Genomic DNA, 20,016 nt, shown 5'->3' on the forward strand with positions numbered 1-20,016 from the left:
ATTAGCCCTCCGCTCCGGTGATTACAGCAATAACCTGGATGTAGGGCTCTTTTTCGGTGGTCATGGTGTCCTCAATCCATTGGATATAACTGTCAAAATTGTGTTCGATTTCTCGCTGACGTTGTTCTTTGCGGCTCTGTTTCACTGAAAGCTGCTGTTTATTATCGGCAAAATCCAGCTCCAGTTGACTCAGCTGACGCCCACGCAGAACATCCAGCTTCTGTAGATGCTCATTGAGCTGCTGATTGATACGCTCTTCAAAAGCATTTCGATCGTGAACAAACACATCCCGCGCATGGGCGATTGCCGCCTCCAGCAGATCCTGCTGGCGTTGATGGTTGCGATCTTTGCCGCCACTGTTAGTCAGCTTGCTACTCAGTTGCGGATGTCGTTTCAGGAACTCAGCAAAAGGCAGGCTACCGCTTAACGTTTCGCGGTTAAAGCTGACCACCAGCCACGGGTTCACCATCGGGTGCGACTTACGGTTCGGGAACAGCCCGGAAAGGATGAAATGATCTTCATCAGGCTCAAACAGGTGTGGCAGGCGCATCACCGGAGCCTGGTGGCGACCAAAGGCGGACTGAATTTTGTCGTCTAACCACTGCACGACCGGGTTAATTTGCCAGAGATACTGCACATCGGGCCAGGCATGTTGCTCACCACGCGCACGCGAAATGGCTTCCGTAATAACAGTTTTGTCCTGGCTTAGATAAAGCTGCCAGTTTTCCGGCGCAATTTCCGGCGGTAACTGGTTAAAGCGACGGCGTAACTCCTCCGGTGCGACCAGCGATAAGGTGTTATCAGGCAAGGTATCGTATTGCACGGTCTGGCCGCAGGCCTTCAGATAGCCCAGCGCTTTTTCGCAGTATGCCTGCTCATTATCGAACAGGCTAATGTCACTTTCGGTCACGGTTGAGGCATCGCTGGACACTGCGCTGCAGATTTCGCCAAACAGGTCGTGTTCAGAATTTTCAGTGACATTGCTATTCAACAGGTCGTCGAACAGGCTGGCGCCATCGTCCTGCATCATGAATTCAGCAACCTGCTCTTCTTCCTCTTCCTGGGTAAATTTGCCGGTAAATTCGGAACTGTCGCCGATATTCTTCTGCGCCTGTTCGTCTTTATTGATCAGCACTTCCAGCACGCGCATATCACCGTTGATCTGCGGTTCACTGGCTTCAGTCAGCAAGTAACGGATCTGTGGCTGGTGTTTTTGCCCGTAGCGGTCAATACGTCCGTTACGCTGCTGGAATACCATCAGCGACCACGGAATATCGAAGTGAATCATTTTATGGCTGAGGTGGTGCAGGTTGATACCTTCAGACGCGACATCCGAGCAGATGAGCAGGCGCAGCGGAGACTGGGATTTGCCAAACGCTTCGACGGTTTCCATCAGAACTGTATCGCCCTGATCGCCTCGCAACGTGGCAATTTGATCGTCTTTCAGCTTGAGATCGGAACGCAGTTGCTGCTCAAGGAACTCAAGCGTTTTGATACTCTCGGTAAAGATCACCAAACGATCTTCCGTGTTATTCGTTTTCCAGCGGAGATCGTTACGGATGGTCTCCAGCAATAACTGATACTTGCTGAACTGACTGGCATCAATATTATTGAGTGCCAGCAGCAATGACTCTAATTCGTTAATCTGGCTCTGACTGTTTATTTCTTTGCGGTTCTCCAGCCGCTTCAGGCGGTTAGCCACCACGCTGGCACATGCCATTGGACTGGAGAACAACGCTTTTTCGAGCGTAATTTTGAACAGGCGGCCTTTATTTGACCGCGAGTCTTCATCATCATCGTCACGGAACTGACTCTCAACCAATCGGCGGTAGGCTTCTTCTTCAGCTCCGGTTGCCGGGCGCATCAATTTGACGATATTGCGCTCCGGAAACTCGCCAGCCATCTGATCTTTTACGTCTTTTTTAAAGCGACGCACAACCAGATTTTTGTCGGCAAAATCGGCGTATTCATACTCTTTAGGATTAGCAATGGCCGTCGGGTCGAGCATGTTCATCAGGCTAGCAAAACTTTCAGCCTTACCGTCATGCGGCGTGGCCGAGAGCATAATCAGCGTATCGCTACGCCCGGAGAGCAATTTTGCCAGTTTGCTGCGTAAGGAACTGGTCCCACGTTGAGCGACGTTATGTGCTTCATCGATAACAATAATATCCCACCAGGCGTTTTCCAGGTGGTGGCGATATTCGATGTCTTGTTTCAGAGTATCGATGGAGATAATGGTCTTATCGAAATAGTGGAACGGGTTGTGGTTGGTTGGGATGCGGTTACGCACCTTTTGTAAACCAGCGGAGTCAAGTCGCGTCAACGGAATAGCAAAACGGCTCCAGAACTCTTTCTGGAATTGCGTGAGCATGGATTTAACCGCCAGCACTAGAATGCGTTTGCCACGTCCACGGCGAATCAGCTCTGAAACCAGGATACCAGCTTCCAGCGTTTTACCCAGCCCTACCGCATCAGCAATTAATATCCGCTGGCGCGGTTGCGCCAGTGCCATGCGCGTGGGATCGAGCTGAAAGGGCATGGAGTCCATCGCAGCCTGATGCCCAAAATGGACTTTGCTGTCAGTCGGGACGCGTTGGCGTAGCTGGCCCTCTATGTACAACTGAGCCGCCTGGTAATTGGCTGACTCATCTTCCACCAGATTTGTTTTTGCTGGATCGAGAATCTCGACTTTTTGCTCCAGCTTTGTCAGAAATAGCCCTTCTTTACCGCGTACCAGCTCCGAAATTCCATCACAGGTCAGCAGGTGACCACCATCTCCGCTGTCATCCGCCCGGCGAATGCGCCACTCTGCATCACGAATAACCACCCGCATCCCAGGTGCATAATTTTGCTTATTCATCGGTTTTTCTGTCTGTATGAGGCAGTGGCGGTAACACTATCCCGAGCGATGTGGTGCGGCACACTGCGATAAAAAAGAGGGCCTTAAAGATAACATGAAGGGCAGCGTCAGGGGGATAAAATGGAATGTAATGCGCAGAAATCACGCATAAATTTCAAACAACGATAGTTAAAAAGTGAGCTGGGTCAACTCCCCCACACTGAGTCGGTGGGGGAGAATTCGTTTAGCCTGCGATGATATAACTCTTCAATCCATTATCCGGGGCTATAACCGATGCCCGGCATGTTGCCAGGCGCTCGACCTGATTCGGTATTCGTCCTGAAAAATCGAAGAATGTGTCACCTGTACAACGCCAGTAACTCAGTCCCATATCGAGCAACACATAATGTTCACTGCCATCGCTGAAGGTCACGGTCAGTTCACGTCCGTGATCGGTGTTCTGATTATCTCCTGCTAACCATGAGATTTTCCCTGACCAGGCTGGCCCAAGGTAGCCCTCTTCCAGCAACGTGGTCATAACTTGCTGGCGATCCTGCTCATCAAGCCATGCGTTATAGAGTGAATCGTGTTGGCGAGAACTGTACTCTAACTTTTTAACTGAAACAGTGAGTTCGGCACGTTCTGCCAGCCCCTGTTCAACCAATTCCGTCAAAATTTCACCTAACAAACGTACAGTAAATGGGCTATTGAGATAACGATCACTATAATGGACGTGAGTAATTTCGCGTCCATTAGTAAAAACCTTCTTCCAGCCAGCATGCTGCTGAGCTATCAGTGCCCAGAAACGCGAACCAAAACCTTCCACCTGACCGTCAAGTTGTTGGCTGAGATTGATGCGTACCGCCCCGGCGGGCAATGCTGGCAGTAAGTCTTCTGCACTCAAAGTCTGACCCGAGAATGTTTTTCTGGACGCCCCTTTAATCGTCACTACCGGCGATGCCGAGCTTTGTCCCCATAATTCACCGGGCGAAACGGTGGCACTGTCGGCAGCGGCCCACTGTTGGGTTTGCCCCTCACGAGTGACCTGTGCCAGTAAGCGCCCATTCCCTTGCACAAGTTGCGCAGTGTCTATAGATTTCACTTGCAAGCATTCACCCGGTATCGCCGCTAGCGCGGAAAGCTGATGTCTGGTGCTATCAGCTAAGTTTTCCAGCTGCGTGGCAATCAGCAACTCAACATTGCCCCCAGAGGAAGCAAACTGGAGTAACTCTTTAAATAATGGCCATTGCGCAAAACTCCACTGTTCCTGCGACCCAGCAAGAACCAACGAGCAAGAATCATAAACCTCGCTGTTCAGGCATTGCGCAATACGCAAACTGAGTGGGTTGGTTTCAACCCGACTACTTTCTCCGAAGTACTGATATTCTGGCGCGAGATTAAGCCGCTGTAGACGAAGATTAGTGAGCAGGGTTAATGCCTGGTGACGATCTAATTTGCCGACATAATGCTGACTGTCGTAGCTGAGCAAGCAGTGGTGACAGAATTTATCACAGCTGCAATCGAGCAATTTTCTGGCGTAATTAAAGACATCCGACCAATTATCGATCAATTGCACTGCATAACCCGCACCACCAGCATTATTATCGTAAATAAAGATAGAATATCCAGTGAAGCCATCGATATCGCGCGCTTGCTGTGTCGTCACGCCCAGCTCAGTATTTTCGATACCCAATTTATGCGCTAATCCTTCACGCAAAGCAACCGCAAGGGAACGCGCGGCAACATCATCCCTGATCAGTAAGCCACTATCATCACTGAGTTGCAGCTCAACCATATCTGTACGGCTGCTATATCCCAACCACAGATCTTTATGAACATGACCGTGGCACAATTTATTGTTCCCCTGCCGATCATTACTACCGCCTCTCAACAGGTAGTGTGTATTTTCCTTCTCCGGGTTCTTTAGATTCTCCGGAGTACGCTGGGGCTGGGTTTGAGATTCTGCCCGGCCACAGGAAAGACAAATTGCGTAGCCATGACCAAATTCACCCTCACTAAAGTGGAACAATTCCCCGCTATGACTAAAACGGTAACGTCCGAGTCCAGCATCGGGTAAGGAGACCCATACCGAAGAAGGTACAAGAACACGAGGATCTTTCCAGGGAAGTTGCGCAGGCATGGATACATCATTATGTGCCTGATAACGAATGTCTGTCGCGAAACCGACAGGCTGTAAATACCGCTTCACATCAAGCTGCTGTATATCTGCCTTGCAGTGGCAACATTCGACAGGCCGGGTGGCGCTGGTCGCTCCCGCGCCGCATTTACGGCAATGCCAGAACCACGGAATATGATGATCGCCAGACAGCTCCTGCCCGCTGGCAAGTACTTTACCAAGCATAATACCCGAGGAACGATATACTTTTCCGCCCAATACCACATCAGCACCAGGAGCATATTCACGTAATGCTGTGGGCAGGTCACGGCTGGGCAGTTTTTCAATGCGGCGAGAAAAGTTTTCTCCCCCTTCATTAGGGTCAGCCTGAGTGGCTTTTATTGCGCGACGTCTTTCCAGTTCATCCGCGGTCAGATAATTGAAATTGACCACGCCAACCGGGAAACCATGACCCGGCAGGAACGCTTCACTGATGAGTTTAGAAAACAGATAAGCACCGCGATAATCACGAAGCTGATAAGTGATTGCTTTGCCTGCTGGCGTTTCTTCCCACGCGCTGTTATCTGTTTTCAACGCTTCGATGTTTTCCAACAGTATGGCAAGTTGGCTTCTCCAACGAGTATCAACCAGCTGCATCATCGTTTGCGTACGAGTCAAGAGCTGTGGCGGCGTCAATGACATCAGTACAGTTCCCTGGGTAAGGCGTTTAAGTTTATCCGCCAGCTGATCGGCCTGATGATTTAACCAATGGAGAAAACGAAGACACTGGCTCTCATCACCTTCAAAGAACCATTTACAACTCAGTTTTGTCGCATCAGGAACTTCAGCTCGTAAAAACGCACCTAAAACCAATGCGTTAACATGCCGCTGAACAATACTACTGCTACCAAAACGAACCCGTGGGGCACTCGCAACGGTGTTGAACGCCCAGAGAGGGTCTTTGAATACCTCCATTCCATGCGCGGTGTTTTTACATAACGTAATGGCGGCAGATGCGCTTTCACCGCGACGGCCAGCACGGCCAGCACGCTGCAAATAATTCGCCGGAGCCGGAGGAACGTTATTCATCGCGACCAAACTCATACCACCAATATCCACGCCCATTTCCATGGTCGTGGAACAGTTCAACACATTGACTTTCCCTGCTTTAAATTGTTTTTCATTAAACTGGTTCTTCTCTGGTGTTCGCTGCGCTGAGTGTTCCTCCAGACGATACCAGCTATCTTTCAGGGCCAATCGATCACTGCGAGTAGACCATACCCCCTCCTCCCGAGCATGTTGAATGCGTTCATTACATTCCAGCCAGTGCAGGCGCTCTTCTCGCGCCATTTCTCCACCACCAGATAAACGCCAGTGACGCGCAGGAAGCTCAGGCATTTCAATCAATACAGCTTTTTCAGGTGCTATCTCTTTGCTACCTGGTAAATACGGAGAATAACCCAATAAAGTGACATCTAACGCACGGCGAGTATAGGGGCAACGCCAGACTTGCTTTGGACTGTAAAATTCAGCTTGTTGTTTAATGTCCAATTGATAACCCGATTCAAACTGACGCAGGCATGGTCGAATAGCTTCCCAGACCTCATTCATTAAGTAATTAACCAGCGCTTTCCAGTGAGCCTGCTCAGGCTGTATTGCCGGAAAGACAGCAATTAATAGCTTAATGACCCGGTTATAATGACGATCGCGTATTTGTGGCCAAAGTTGATCACGTTTCTGCCCTTTGTATTTTTTATCTGGCCCCTGCAGCATTTTTACCGGGAAACGTGCTCCCATCCAGCGAGGGTACTCCTCGTTTTCGTAAAAAACGGCACTGTTTTCACGTATAAAGAAATCAAGGGTAATCTTCAATAAATTACGCCATTCCGGTAATTGCTTATCGGGGTCGGGTAATAATGTCTTCCAGTCCTGCGGGCAGGTTGTGACTTTATCAATAAATGGATAGTGAATGGCCACCAGCCCCAGACTTTCGAGGGTCCAGGCATTTTTAGGGCGGCGACCAAACTCACTGTATAAACAAAAATCAGCAAACTGTTGTTTAGTAAGCTCAAGTCCAGACAAGTCTTTAAAACTGCCTCTCATTCTGTCCGCAAGGTCCACACTGCCAACAAGTTGTTCAGACAGAGTTTGCCACGACATGGTTTTCTTCTGCTGATTGCCTGAATTGACGAGGAGTATTTGCATTGCTTCAGCATGTTCCTGACTTAAGGAACTAACCATCGGCTCGATAATTCTAAGCGCCTGAACGTCTGCTGGGCTAAGCTTCTCATTCGAAACCATCGCTTTTCTCAGTGCGTCGATGGAATTTTTTAACGGAGGGATAGAAAACTGGGTAATAAAACTCTCTAACAATGCACAATGTGCCGGACTGAGCTTTACTGATGGCTCATTAATATTTGCCAGTTCCTGATAACAAAGGGTTCGTAACGTAGCTTTATCTGCGTCCTGCTGTAATCGGGCAGAGATACGGGCGGTTCCCTGACGTGAATCCGTAAAGGTGAGCAAACGTCGACCATTAAACGGTCCTAACTGCTCTTCTCTTGTTTGCGGTAAAGGCGAAAATTCAAGCAGAGTAGGAATAATTTCATTTAAAAAAAAGGGTGCACCGAGTCGAAGCGGACGGAACAAAGGATTATTTTTCCGTTGGGTGTCACCACAACAAACACAAGCAAAGGAATTATTGCGTCCCTCACCTCGAGATTCAGGTCTTAGCAGATTTATCTCATAGTGCTTTTGCGCCTCGCGGTCGATTTTACCCGCCGTCGCTTCCTCCAGTGAAATGATATATTTTTCACCATCGCTCGCTATAAGACGATCAAATTGGGAGTTATTTTCTAATTCGTTGTTATCTTCATCTTCAGAATAAACATCGAGATCAAGAGCAAACTCATCCTCTTCGGCAGCAGCAGGTTGCGCCACCAACCAGCTCGTTCCATCACCGCGCACTTCCTCCTTGGCAGACAAATAAGCTGAACCACACCCGGAGCAACGTAAGATTTCAAATACAGGCGCACCACAGTCACAATATTGGCGTTGTTCAAACCATACCTGACCAAATGGCCAGTCACTCTCACCTAATTCACTCGCTTTATGTGCGCATTGTTTATTTGAACATGCCCATAGGCCCGCGAGTGTTCGGATAAACCCATGCATACGTAATGGCGTAAAAGCTAGTGAAAATTTAGATTCACCCTCTCGCGATTTCGCCATCAGATCGAGAAGCTGCAGCAGCTCACGGTGATTAATGTCTGGCCAGGTTCTTCTGGCAACATTGAGCAATTCACTCAAACGTACCGCCAGGCGTCCGGGGCGAGTTAACGCCTGACGCAATTGCTGGGCCACACGGTAATGGCACAGCTGTTGGTAAAGTTCCTGAGAACTTAGTGAGTTAAGAGATGCTAAAGATGTGGGATATTCATGACGAATAAGAGACTCCGATATCGGCGGTATTTGTCGATAGCCGCGAACTACTTTTACATCACGTTCTGTGACCCCCGCGAGATCGGCAACAAATTTAGCAAGTTCTTTATTACCTTCAGGAGAATCTTCACCAATAGTGGCCGAGGTAGCAATGATTTGCACAGGTTTATCTGTACCAGGTCCAACATTGAAGGCCTGCATGACGCGACGTAAAAGCAGCGCTAATTCAGCTGCCTGAGAGCCAATATAACTGTGAGCCTCATCAAGGACGATATACTTCAGCATTCCCTGGGACTTTTCAATGACAGGGGCATCTTTGCGACGAATCAGCATATATTCCAGCATCGTGGTATTCGTCACCATGATGGACGGTGGGGCTTCATAAATGGCTTCCCGACTCAATGCCTGTTCAGGTACTTTGAGCTGGTCTTCCTGAACTTCATATTTGGTATGCCGGGTTTCGCCATTATATAGCGCAAAGCGTATCTTCCCTTTAAACCCGCGAGTCCACTCGCGAAGCCGCTCTTGCTGACTATTTATTAGCGCATTCAACGGATACAAGAAAATAGCCTGCGTCCCTGTTAGTGACTGCCGGGTCAAATTTTGCTGACGAATAAGATCTTCCAGCACCGGCACCATAAAACATTCTGTTTTTCCTGACCCTGTACCACTGCTCACTAATAGGGACTGCTTGTCTTCAAGAATCGTTCGCCACGCAGTTAGCTGATGACGAAACGGCACTGGCGCATTGCTCAAAGCATCAACCAGCGGGCTGGAGATCAGTTTGTCACGCAAATCCTCCATTGTTTCATCCGCAGGCATCCAGCCAAACGTACTTTCGAATACCGGATCTGCAAGCAGTGACCCCCCCAGACCTGGAGGCTGGAAATATTGAGATTCCAGATATTGACTCAACGACTTGCTCCGCAATGCCAGCTGACTTACCACCGACCTCACCGCACGCTGATGAAGCTGATTTAGAAGTGGCGCATAATGCAGTTGCTGAACGTTCATCAATGACATACTCCTGCTTGTTCAAAATAATACTGATAGATAACCCCCAATTGCTGCGGGGCTTGCTGATAGTGAAATTCAAAAAGTGCAGTTAGCTGATGCATAAGTTTATTGTTTCTTTGGGAAAGCAGCGCCGCGACTAACATCAAATTAAAACGTTTTTCAAAACGAGTGTGATATGTGTTTTCGATCCAAAATTTATTAAAAACAGATTTAAGGTCTGGAGTAATAGCACTATCCCAAAGCTCTTTAGAAAAAATGCTGACACGTCCAAAACTATCTGGGTTTCTTAATAACATCTGTTTGGCATCATTAAACTGCTCGCGGCTTACAGATGGCAATACAGTGCAACCTGCAGGTAATATCTCACTATGTGTAAGCAACATATTAGCGATGGGAACTAATCGACGATCGATATGCGCTTGATGATTTATAAATGCAATAAATGGCTGTAGTATATTTAATGCAAATGCCTTATCATTAATCTGTTTTTCCAGAGAATACCAACACTGTTCAAAGACATCTTTCCATATTGAAACAGGAATCCATCCCCATGAGAAGGGTAATTCCTCCTGTATATCATAAATAGCATCACTATCCCCAGAAAGACATGATGATATTAACAACTGAACAACCACGCAATAATTACTCGAAATTTCTCTAAATAAATCCAGTTCCAGCAAAGGCAAGCTATTATTCAACTTATATTTTTTAATGTACTCAACCAACAAATAACAAGAGTTTTGCAAAGGATTATTTTTCATTTCCAAAAATAGCGCATTACAATATTCCTTGCGTTGTTCTGGCGATGCGTTGCATATAGCATTTAGAAATAAATCATCTGTCTGTAATGTAGGTAGCATCCATTTAATCACTGGTGCAATACGAATTGCACCATCAATTTTACCCACAATTAACCATGGGCCACCTTGATTATTCAACGTCGAGAAATCATAACCAGACTCATCTTTTTTCAGCAGGACTGTGCATAAGTCAGGAGTATTAAGAGAAATGGCTTCAACAACCATGTCGTCTATTTTATGGTAAGGAAAAACAATAGAATCTTTTATATCAACCAGCAATCTTTCATCACCCTCAATAAAACGGCCATCGTAGCGTTTAATATTGAGTGTTGTTTTGTCCTTACCAAATCTGTCAGAGTAAAAATCAACACGTAATGTACTATCATTTTTCCATGCACATACAAGCATGGCGTTCAGCAGATTATAATTCTCATAAAGTGAAATCTGTTGCAATTTTTCATTACGGCCAGATAACAATGGAATATCCGCATGTAAATAATGAAATTTTTCAGACATCGGGTTTTCATCCAACAACTCGATATTAAGATATCCTTTCCCGGCACAAGATATTGTTAACAGCTCAGCGTCCACGCCATGCAAATGTGCTATAGATGCAACACCGTCAAAATGAACAGAACCATCATTACTTACAAACCGTCCACCGCTAACGGGCTTAGGTAATAACAATTTAAGATTAGAACCATCTTTCCAGGATACTCGTAAATTGATGGTGCTCTCTAGCATCTGTGATGAATTACAATCAATAACACACTCGTTTTGCAAATAATCTGATTTAAGTGTTACTTTTTCATTGTTTGAATATTTATCAACCCTTGCATCCGTTATACCAGAGAGTACAATAACTCCTTGCTGAGCAGTCTCGGGAATAATTTGAATATCGAAATCTGCTGGCAAAATCACAACTTTACCGCTAAATAAAACCTCACCATTGACTATTCGCCTGACTTCTATCTGCCCTTTCGGCATTACTGATGCGACAGAAAACCAGGAGTTGTTACCTGAACGAATGGATCGCCAAAAAAGTTCGTTCTCTGGGACAATGCCATGCTGCATATCCTTTTTCCAGCCGATCTTTGGCCAGGCACGATGGACAGGATAATCAGATTTTACCAGATCGATCTCTGTCGGTTTTATATAATACTCAATCGCAGAATCATAAAGTTGCTGCGTGCGAATCGTACAAACTGCGCCATCATGTAAAACAACGCTGAATACTCCGCTTATTTTAGTTAAGCTACGTTCACTATTTTTCAGCAACCTCGGGATATCAAACTCACCTTCTCCACTAATATCCAAATGACTATTTGTCGGTAGCGAAATAAAAAGAGAGTTTTGCCTGGAACTAACAGAGCCCATGCCGACAAGTTTTAACTGCGACTCGCTCTCATTCATCGCTTCAAAAACCCATGGTAAATCTTCGGTAAGCTCATAACCCCCTTTGGGAATTACGTGACCTAGCAGAATCGGCCCTTCATGGAGCGACAACGATATTTCGGTCATCGCATCTGCCCCAGAGAGTTTTTGCATAGCGAAGGGTAATAACTCTACTCGCCAATCTTGCTGTTCATAACGGCTTAGCATTGCCAACCGGGCCCCACCATTTCTCCATTTTGCAGAAATGATGAGTCGTGTCTGTTCCGGCTGAATATTGCTTTCAAACAGGGATATTAACTGTTCAGTACGCATTGTGGCCGGAAATCGAAACCGGGCATCGCAATACCAACTGTCATCAACATCAACCCATATCCTTTCAACCAGCACATTGCTTGATATACGGGGCTCTGAAGATTGAGAAAGTAATCGTCTTACAATCTCTGAGGCATTCTCTTCCGGGAGTACCAACGGAAGTTGAAGATGCCAGTCAGGATATTGTTTGCGTAGTGAGGAAACGGGGTCCTGACCATGAGTGGGATGCTCATTGAGTAACGTATGAAGTGTCTCGCAAAATTCACCAGCTATTTCATAGACGAGTTCATTTTGCATTGTCGCAGGAATAGTGTCGCCCAGTTCTTGTGCGATTATTTCCGCAGGACGCCTTGACGATTGCCCACGTAGTGCCTGATAAACTCGTTTGAAATAGGTTATTAAATAGCCACTTTCATTTTCAATCATCCGGATGGGCAAACCGCCTTCGCAAGCCAGAGTATGCAGATAACCCGATGCTTGACCCAGACTTCTCACCTTTCTTTTCCAGTAACGAATCCCATCATTTACCAGCTTTTGCCGATGTGCGTAAGGTACCTTCCAGCCAATCGATTCTAAAATAACGTCCCATCTTGGATGTCCTGCAGTATGGTTACGGCGGATAAACTCAGCGGCGTATATGCTGAACAAAACATCACTGTAAGAAATGAATATGGTTTTGGGGTAGTTACGTGGAACATGGGCACGAAGAAGAGCAGCCAAACTTTCATACTCTGCATCATGACAACGGTAAGCATACAGCGCCCTCCCATCAGCTCCGGGTAATGAACGACTGCTAAAAAACGCATTGAGCCATCGCAAAAGTGGGTTAACTGGAGTTTTCACAAGCAACCTGCCTTCGATTGATACAATTAGTAACAGATTACTATGATTGCAGGAAAGCTCAACGCCTGAGACCAACAAAATATGATAGAAATCATGTATATCTTGGCGAAAGTTGATACAATCAACGAAGATTCACTGGTTTAAAGGCCACATATTTTACCAGGTGTACATACAATTTTTACACCAGCATTACTAACTGTGATTATTACAGGAATAACAATGTTAGCTCAGCTTTTTGAACATTTGTTTCAATCAATTGATTCCACACTCGTCACAAACATTTTTATTTGGGCTGTTATCTTTGTATTTTGTGCTGCTTGGTGGTGTGATCATAAAAATATTCATAACAAATTCCGAGAGTATGCTCCAACATTAATGGGAGCATTAGGCATACTGGGTACTTTTATCGGTATCATTATTGGATTGCTTAATTTTAATACTGAAAGCATTGATACCAGCATCCCTGTATTATTAGGAGGTCTTAAGACAGCATTCATTACCAGTATTGTTGGAATGTTTTTCGCAATTTTGTTTAATGGATTAGATGCTTTCTTTTTTGCCAATAAACGTCGCCTATTGGAGGCGAATACTCCAGCGTCGGTTACTCCTGAGCATATCCATCAAGAATTAAAAGAACAAAATAAACATTTAGTGAAGTTAATCTCTGGCATGAGTGGTAGCGAAGAGGGTTCCATTGTTGCCCAAATAAAACTACTGCGTAATGAAATCAGTGATGCCTCCCGGGCACAAATATCTAACCATTCTAATTTCAGTAATAAGCTCTGGGAACAATTACAGCAATTTGCAGACCTGATGGCAAAAGGAGCAACCGAACAAATTATCGATGCCCTTAGGCAAGTTATTATTGATTTCAACAATAATTTAACTGAACAATTCGGTGAGAATTTCAAAGCACTTGATACTTCTGTAAAAAAACTTGTCGACTGGCAGGAAAACTATAAAAACCAAGTTGAGCAGATGGGTGAGCAATACCAACAAAGTGTTGAATCTTTAGTCGAAACCAGAAAAGCTGTCGCAGGGATCTGGGAAGAATGCAAAGAGATTCCTCTTGCGATGGCTGAGCTTCGTGACGTGCTGCAAGTGAATCAGCACCAAATTGGTGAACTCTCCCGTCATCTGGAAACCTTTGTCGCCATACGCGATAAGGCAACTGATGTTTTACCTGAAATTCAAACAAAAATGTCTGAAGTGGGTGAACTCTTAAAATTAGGTGCCGCGAATGTCAGCGCGTCTCTTGAACAAACCAGTCAGCAGATACTTATCAATGCTGATTCGATGCGAGTTGCCCTTGATGAAGGCACTGAAGGTTTCAGACAGTCAGTGACTCAGACACAGCAAGCTTTTGCATCAATGGCGCATGATGTCAGCAATTCCTCTGAAACTCTTACCAGCACGCTAGGAGACACTATTACGGAGATGAAACAAAGTGGTGATGAGTTCCTGAAATCTCTGGAAACACACTCAAGAGAATTGCATCGAAATATGGAACAAAACACTACTAATGTTATTGATATGTTCAGTAAGACAGGTGAGAAATTTAATCAACAATTAACCAGCAATGCCGATAACATGTTTGGTTCAATGCAATCTTCGTTTGATAAAGCAAGCGCGGGACTGACATCTCAGGTGAAAGAGTCAATTGAGAAATTTGGTAGTTCAATTAACGAGCAGTTACATGCTTTTGAGCAAGCAACAGAGCGCGAAATGAATCGTGAGATGCAATCACTAGGGAATGCTCTGCTCTCAATCAGCAAAGGTTTTGTCGGTAACTACGAGCGACTACTCAAAGAGTATCAAGCTGTCATGGGACAACTGCAAACATTAATTTCTGCTAATCAAAAACGAGGATAATTGCTAATGGATAAAATCCTTGGCAAGCAGGCCCCTAAAAAAGATCAAGATAATGAACATTGGGTTTCAATGTCAGATTTAATGGCAGGTCTGATGATGGTATTTATGTTTATTTCTATCGCCTACATGCACTATGTGCGTATTGAAAAAGAAAAAATTAAAGAAGTGGCTGTCGCCTATGAAAATGCTCAACTTCAACTCTATAATGCACTAGAAACTGAGTTTACAAAGGATTTGCCAGCTTGGGATGCTGAAATTGACAAACAAACTCTTGAGGTCCGTTTTAAATCACCCGATGTCTTATTTGGTTTAGGTAGCACAGAGCTTAAGCCAAAATTTAAACAGATCCTTGATAATTTCTTCCCTCGCTACCTTAAAGTTCTTGATAACTACCAGGAACATATTACTGAAGTACGTATTGAGGGACATACAAGTACTGACTGGACTGGAGCGTCCAATTCTGACATGGCCTATTTTAATAACATGGAACTCTCGCAAGGGCGAACACGAGCAGTACTGCAGTATGTCTATGGTTTAAAAGAAAGCGCAGCACACCAGAAGTGGGTAAAAAGTAAATTTGCTGCCGTTGGATATTCTTCCGCACACCCTATTCTTGATAAATCTGGTAAAGAAGATCCCAATCGCTCTCGCCGAGTAACATTTAAAGTTGTAACAAATGCCGAGTTGCAGATTAGAAAAATAATTCAGGAGTAAGAGATGAAATTATCTATCGACATTTCTGAACTTATTCAGTTAGGAAGAAAAATGTTGCCGGAAGGCGTTGATTTTTTCCTTGACGAAACGCCTGTAGTTTTTGATCCAATTGATATCGAACTTTCTGCAGGTAAAGAAGTTAGAATTGAAGATCTTGATCCCGGCAGTGGTCTTATTTCCTACCAAGGGAGACAGGTTCTTTTGTATATTAGAGACCATACCGGACGTTATGATGCGGCTATTGAAGATGGAGAGAAAGGGAAGCGATTTCATATTGCCTGGTGTAGAACATTAGATGACATGCGCCAAAAAAATCGATTTGAACGGTATCATGCAACAAATCGTGTTGATGGCTTATTTGAAATTGATGATGGGCTCGGTCGGAGCCAAGATGTCGCTCTTAAAGTTTGTATGAACTGCCTAGAACGCCTTAATTACAAAGGAAGTATAGATAAACAACAGAAAAGAGTAATATTTAAATCATTTTCTTTGAATGAATTTTTTTCAGATTATAGTACCTGCTTTCGCCATATGCCTAAAGGAATCTATGATAAATCAAATAGCGGCTATGTAGAAAATTGGAAGGATATATCCAGAACTACTCGAGAACAAGCTAACTACAAATGTAGTGATTGTGGTGTGAATTTAATGTCCATGAAAAGTCTATGCGATGTTCACCACAAAAATGGTATTAAATATGATAACTCAGCTGAAAATCTACTCGTCTTGTGTAAAGATTGCCATCGAAAGCAACCTTTGCACGAAGGAATATTTGTCACTCAGGCTGACATGGCAATCATTCAACGCTTACGTTCCCAACAAGGGCTTTTGAAGGCTGAATCCTGGAAGGATATTTACGATCTGACAGATCCTTCGATTCATGGTGATATAAACATTATGCAACACAAAGGATACCCGCCACCAGTTCCGGGATTAGACTTACAAAACGCGGAGCATGAAATTATTGCTACCGTAGAAGCTGCCTGGCCGGTTTCAAAAATTGCAGTAAATTTAACACCGGTAAAAGTCGATGGTTGGAAAGTATTCTCCGTGGGAGAACTCGTTAAAGAAATACAATCTGGGGTTATTTTCTAATTATACAACCCAAGTCTGAACAAACAGCAGTTGATTATTAATACTAATCTCTGTAAATTTTGACTTGGGTTCTCTTAATAATTCATATTTATCTATCGTCAAAAGACTGTTTGTAAATCTTAGAATAATCAAATGGTGAAGTCTGCTTCTCCCGATTCGCATCCAGAAAATCAGCCCACCACTGCAACATTAGCCTCCTCTCCCCCAGATGCTCCGCCTTATGTATATAAGCCGCCCGAACAGAGTTGCGTTCCTGATGGCTCATCTGCCGCTCCACAGCATCCCTCGACCACAATCCTGATTCAATAAGTGAACTACACGCCATCGTCCTGAAACCATGTCCGCATACTTCCGTTTTCGTGTCATAACCCATCACTCTCAGCGCCTTATTCACCGTGTTTTCACTCATCGGCTTACGCGGATCGTGATCGCCAACGAAGATCAGCTCACGGTGTCCACTCATGCTTTTGATCTTTTCCAAAATTGCGAGAGCTTGTCGCGACAAGGGAACAAGATGCGGCGTCTTCATCTTTGAGCCACGCTGAGAATGTTTAACACCGTCCAACGGTTCACGCTCACCGGGGATCGTCCACATGGCCGTTTCAAAATCTACTTCTGACCAACGGGCAAATCGCAGCTCGCTCGAGCGGATAAAGACTAACAAGGTAAGTTCGACAGCAAGTCGGGTTAACGGTCTGCCAGAGTAGTGATCAATGCGGTGAAGTAATTCGGGAATACGTTCAAGATCCAGAGCCGCACGGTGCTTTCTTTTCGCCGTAGCAACCGCACCAGCAATCTCTTGCGCGGGGTTGTAGTCGATTAAACCACTCTGCACAGCAAAGCGCATAATCGCGGTAGTACGCTGCTGTAAACGGGCGGCAACTTCGAGCCGCCCGGATGACTCGACGGCTTTAATGGGTACAAGAAGATCCCGAGTCTTAAGCTCTGCAATGTTCCGCTTACCGATGGCAGCAAAGAGATTATCTTCGAGGCTTTTCAATACACGAGCGCTATGCGATGCCGACCACTTTTGATTGCTGGCATGCCAGTCTCTGGCAACCACTTCAAACGTTATCGCCTCTTGCTCCTGCTCTACCTTAACGGCTTTCTTGTTCTCACTGGGATCGACGCCATTAGCTAACAGCTTACGGGCTTCATCCCGGCGTGCCCGGGCATCCGCCAACGACACTTCAGGGTATTTCCCCAGCGCCAACATCTTCTCCTTACCGCCAAAACGATAACGAAGCCGCCAGTATTTGGAACCATTCGGGTGAACAAGCAAAACCATGCCTTCACCATCAGCAAGTTTATAAGCTTTTGCTTCAGGCTTTGTCGAACGAACCTTCACATCACTCAGAGCCATGATGAGTATCCTTTCAAGGGTTCTGTGTGGGTACAAACATTATCGAACCGGGATATACCCGCAGTTGTACCCGCATCAGTAAGTTGATGTAGATTGAATCAGGTTGACTTAGGTTGAGTGAAAAAGCGAGGAAAGCCTTGCGGATACTGGATTTCAGGCACAAAAAAAGACGTCCGTTGACGTCTATTGATGTTCCGATGGTGCCGAAGGCCGGACTCGAACCGGCACGTATTTCTACGGTGTTCGCTTCTCCAGCAAGCTGTTCTAAGCTATTGAATCAACTGCTAAGAATTCGCCACTCCAACAATCTACACAGGAAACTTCCCCATGTAAAAGCCCTTACAAAATAGCCGGGGTGAACATGAGTTTCAAGAGAGATCGTTACTTAGTTTTAGATCCATGCGGAAACTATCTGGTAAGGATTACCGTTCCAGCTTACATGCGCTCGCTTTTTGGCAACAAGCGCTACTTCGTCAAGAGCACTGGCACAAGTGACATACGTCAGGCGCGATTGTTCAGAGATGCTATCGCTGTTGAATGGATACGTTTACGGGAACAGGTCAAACCAAGAGAAGGGAGTAAGATTGAGCAGGCAATTGCAGAGCTACGCAGAGTTAGCGCCCGAGTTCATGAAACACCTGTCCAGCATGTCATGAGCAATACCCAATCCCAAGGAGTGCCATCCCTCCTGAAAATGCGTGATCTTTATCTATTGCAGTTCAGCGAGAAGCGCAAACTCACTACGCTATCGAAGACAAACAAGGCTGTTGAAGTGCTCTTAGAACATCTGAAAAAGCGTGATGTTCAGCTTCGTGACGTTAACCGAACCACCGTTACAGGCTGGCTTGATCAGCTCAAGACGGAGAAAGCACCACAGACCATACAAAACTATGTCAGCGCACTGGCTCAAATCTGGGATCTGGCCCGTAATCGCTACCACGATGCACCGCAAGAAAACATCTGGCGCGGTCATGCGCTGGAGGCCAAAAGTAGCAAGGTGAGTTATAAAATATTTGAGCCTGGAGAATTGGCGAAGGTGTTCGCTGTGATGGCGAATGATGAAGAGATGCAAAATGTAACGCTGATCGGGATGTATAGCGGTATGCGCCTGAATGAAATTTGTTCATTACGTGCAGCCAACATCCGAGAGATTGAAGGGGTGTTATGTTTCGAAGTGACGGAGGGGAAGACCAAATCAGCAGCCCGTATTATTCCGGTGCATAGCCTGATCACTCCGTTGGTTTTGTCGCTGCGTGGGAAGCCCCATAACGGCTTTTTATTCTATCGTGCGTCGATGACTGACCGTGCAGATGGAAAGCGCTCTACGTGGCATTCACAGCGTTTTACGAGGGCTAAACGTAAGGCATTAGGGGAAGAAGGATCAGAGTTGAAAGTTTTTCACAGTCTACGCCATGCAGTGGCGCAGATTCTGGATCGTGGGGGGGTTGGACGAGGTAAGTTAAAACCAGTCCCAGAAGACCGGATCGCACTTCTCTTGGGTCATGAGCGCGGCTCTACAGAAAGTTTCAAGACGTACAGCAAGAATGCAGCATCTCCGATTGAACTACAGCCATACATCGAGCTATTACGTTACCCAGAGATAGAGAAGGAGCCCCAATGTGAGAAAACTGATAAATAGTGAACGAATAACGATCAGAAAACGCAGTGGTATCATCTAAATGTATGCACATTAAGCCAATTTGAAAGCAGAAATACCGCACATTTTTAAAACTGTAGTTTTATCCAGTAAAGAGATTTTTCATCGTTGCACAGCGAAGCGGTGAGGATTATCATTAACACTACATCTTGTATTCATTCTTGATTTAAATACAAGATGTTCAATAATTCACTTCTTGAATAGGTGTTGAGAATGGCTAACAATTCAAAGCAAACATCAAGTAAAGTAGCATCAGTCGCAGCACAAACCCTAAACAACCCCAACGCATCTGCAATTCAGAAGAGCCTTGCTGGTTCAGCTCTCTCTCAAAAAGGTTCCTCAAATCAGACAAGTGGTGCAATGGAACATAAAGCATCTGCGGCGCTGGATAATCCACGTTCCAGTACTTTAACCAAGCAGCTTGCTGCTTCCGTGCTGGCTCAATCCAACAAAAACCGTAAATAACACCAAGGGGCCTCAGTGGCCCTTTTCAATCTTCTGGTGTTTTACAAAAACCATAAAAAATAGCAATAAAATCATGTGATTGCTGAT

At 45.4% G+C, this 20,016-nt stretch carries 9 protein-coding genes; 5 read left to right on the top strand and 4 right to left on the bottom strand.

What is annotated here, in order from left to right; translation table 11 throughout:
- Position 1: 1 nt before the first annotated feature.
- The 3 genes from GUC46_RS20860 to GUC46_RS20870 form a co-directional block, all read right to left on the bottom strand.
- Positions 2-2,860: a DEAD/DEAH box helicase gene (locus tag GUC46_RS20860; protein WP_133164444.1), complete on the bottom strand. Its 2,859-nt coding sequence runs from the start codon at positions 2,858-2,860 to the stop codon at positions 2-4.
- 223 nt (positions 2,861-3,083) lie between these two features.
- Positions 3,084-9,410 carry a DEAD/DEAH box helicase gene (locus tag GUC46_RS20865; RefSeq protein WP_160180689.1) on the bottom strand — a complete coding sequence of 2,109 codons (6,327 nt, stop codon included), beginning with the start codon at positions 9,408-9,410 and terminating at the stop codon, positions 3,084-3,086.
- Positions 9,410-12,769 (bottom strand): STY4851/ECs_5259 family protein, encoded by a 3,360-nt coding sequence (locus GUC46_RS20870; RefSeq protein ID WP_129766163.1) that lies wholly within the window; start codon positions 12,767-12,769, stop codon positions 9,410-9,412. The genes GUC46_RS20865 and GUC46_RS20870 overlap by 1 nt, the downstream gene beginning before the upstream one ends.
- 213 nt (positions 12,770-12,982) lie before the next feature.
- Between GUC46_RS20870 and zorA2 the strand changes: the two genes are divergently transcribed.
- Genes zorA2 through zorE form a run of 3 tightly spaced genes read left to right on the top strand, consistent with a single transcriptional unit; the run spans position 12,983 to position 16,444 of the window.
- Positions 12,983-14,635: a type II Zorya anti-phage system protein ZorA2 gene (gene zorA2, locus GUC46_RS20875; protein WP_160180692.1), complete on the top strand. Its 1,653-nt coding sequence runs from the start codon at positions 12,983-12,985 to the stop codon at positions 14,633-14,635.
- A gap of 6 nt (positions 14,636-14,641) precedes the next feature.
- On the top strand, positions 14,642-15,349 hold the full coding sequence (gene zorB2 / locus GUC46_RS20880; RefSeq protein ID WP_023343022.1) for a type II Zorya anti-phage system protein ZorB2: 708 nt from the start codon (positions 14,642-14,644) through the stop codon (positions 15,347-15,349).
- Positions 15,350-15,352: 3 nt separating this feature from the next.
- Positions 15,353-16,444, top strand: coding sequence for a type II Zorya anti-phage system protein ZorE (zorE, locus tag GUC46_RS20885; protein ID WP_017694611.1), 1,092 nt, complete (start codon positions 15,353-15,355; stop codon positions 16,442-16,444).
- An 88-nt stretch (positions 16,445-16,532) separates the two neighbouring features.
- Here zorE and GUC46_RS20890 read toward each other — a convergent pair whose 3' ends face one another.
- Positions 16,533-17,807, bottom strand: a complete 1,275-nt coding sequence (locus GUC46_RS20890) for an integrase arm-type DNA-binding domain-containing protein (protein ID WP_160180695.1) — start codon at positions 17,805-17,807, stop codon at positions 16,533-16,535.
- A 361-nt stretch (positions 17,808-18,168) separates the two neighbouring features.
- Here GUC46_RS20890 and GUC46_RS20895 point away from each other — a divergent pair, with 361 nt between their 5' ends.
- Entirely contained in the window at positions 18,169-19,446 is a 1,278-nt protein-coding gene (locus tag GUC46_RS20895) for a site-specific integrase (protein ID WP_160180697.1), read from the top strand.
- A 231-nt stretch (positions 19,447-19,677) separates the two neighbouring features.
- Complete coding sequence (locus tag GUC46_RS20900; protein WP_003845544.1) at positions 19,678-19,929, top strand: hypothetical protein; 252 nt, start codon at positions 19,678-19,680, stop codon at positions 19,927-19,929.
- Positions 19,930-20,016: the final 87 nt, after the last annotated feature.

Source organism: Citrobacter sp. LUTT5 (assembly GCF_009905315.1).
Classification (GTDB): Bacteria; Pseudomonadota; Gammaproteobacteria; order Enterobacterales; family Enterobacteriaceae; genus Citrobacter; species Citrobacter freundii.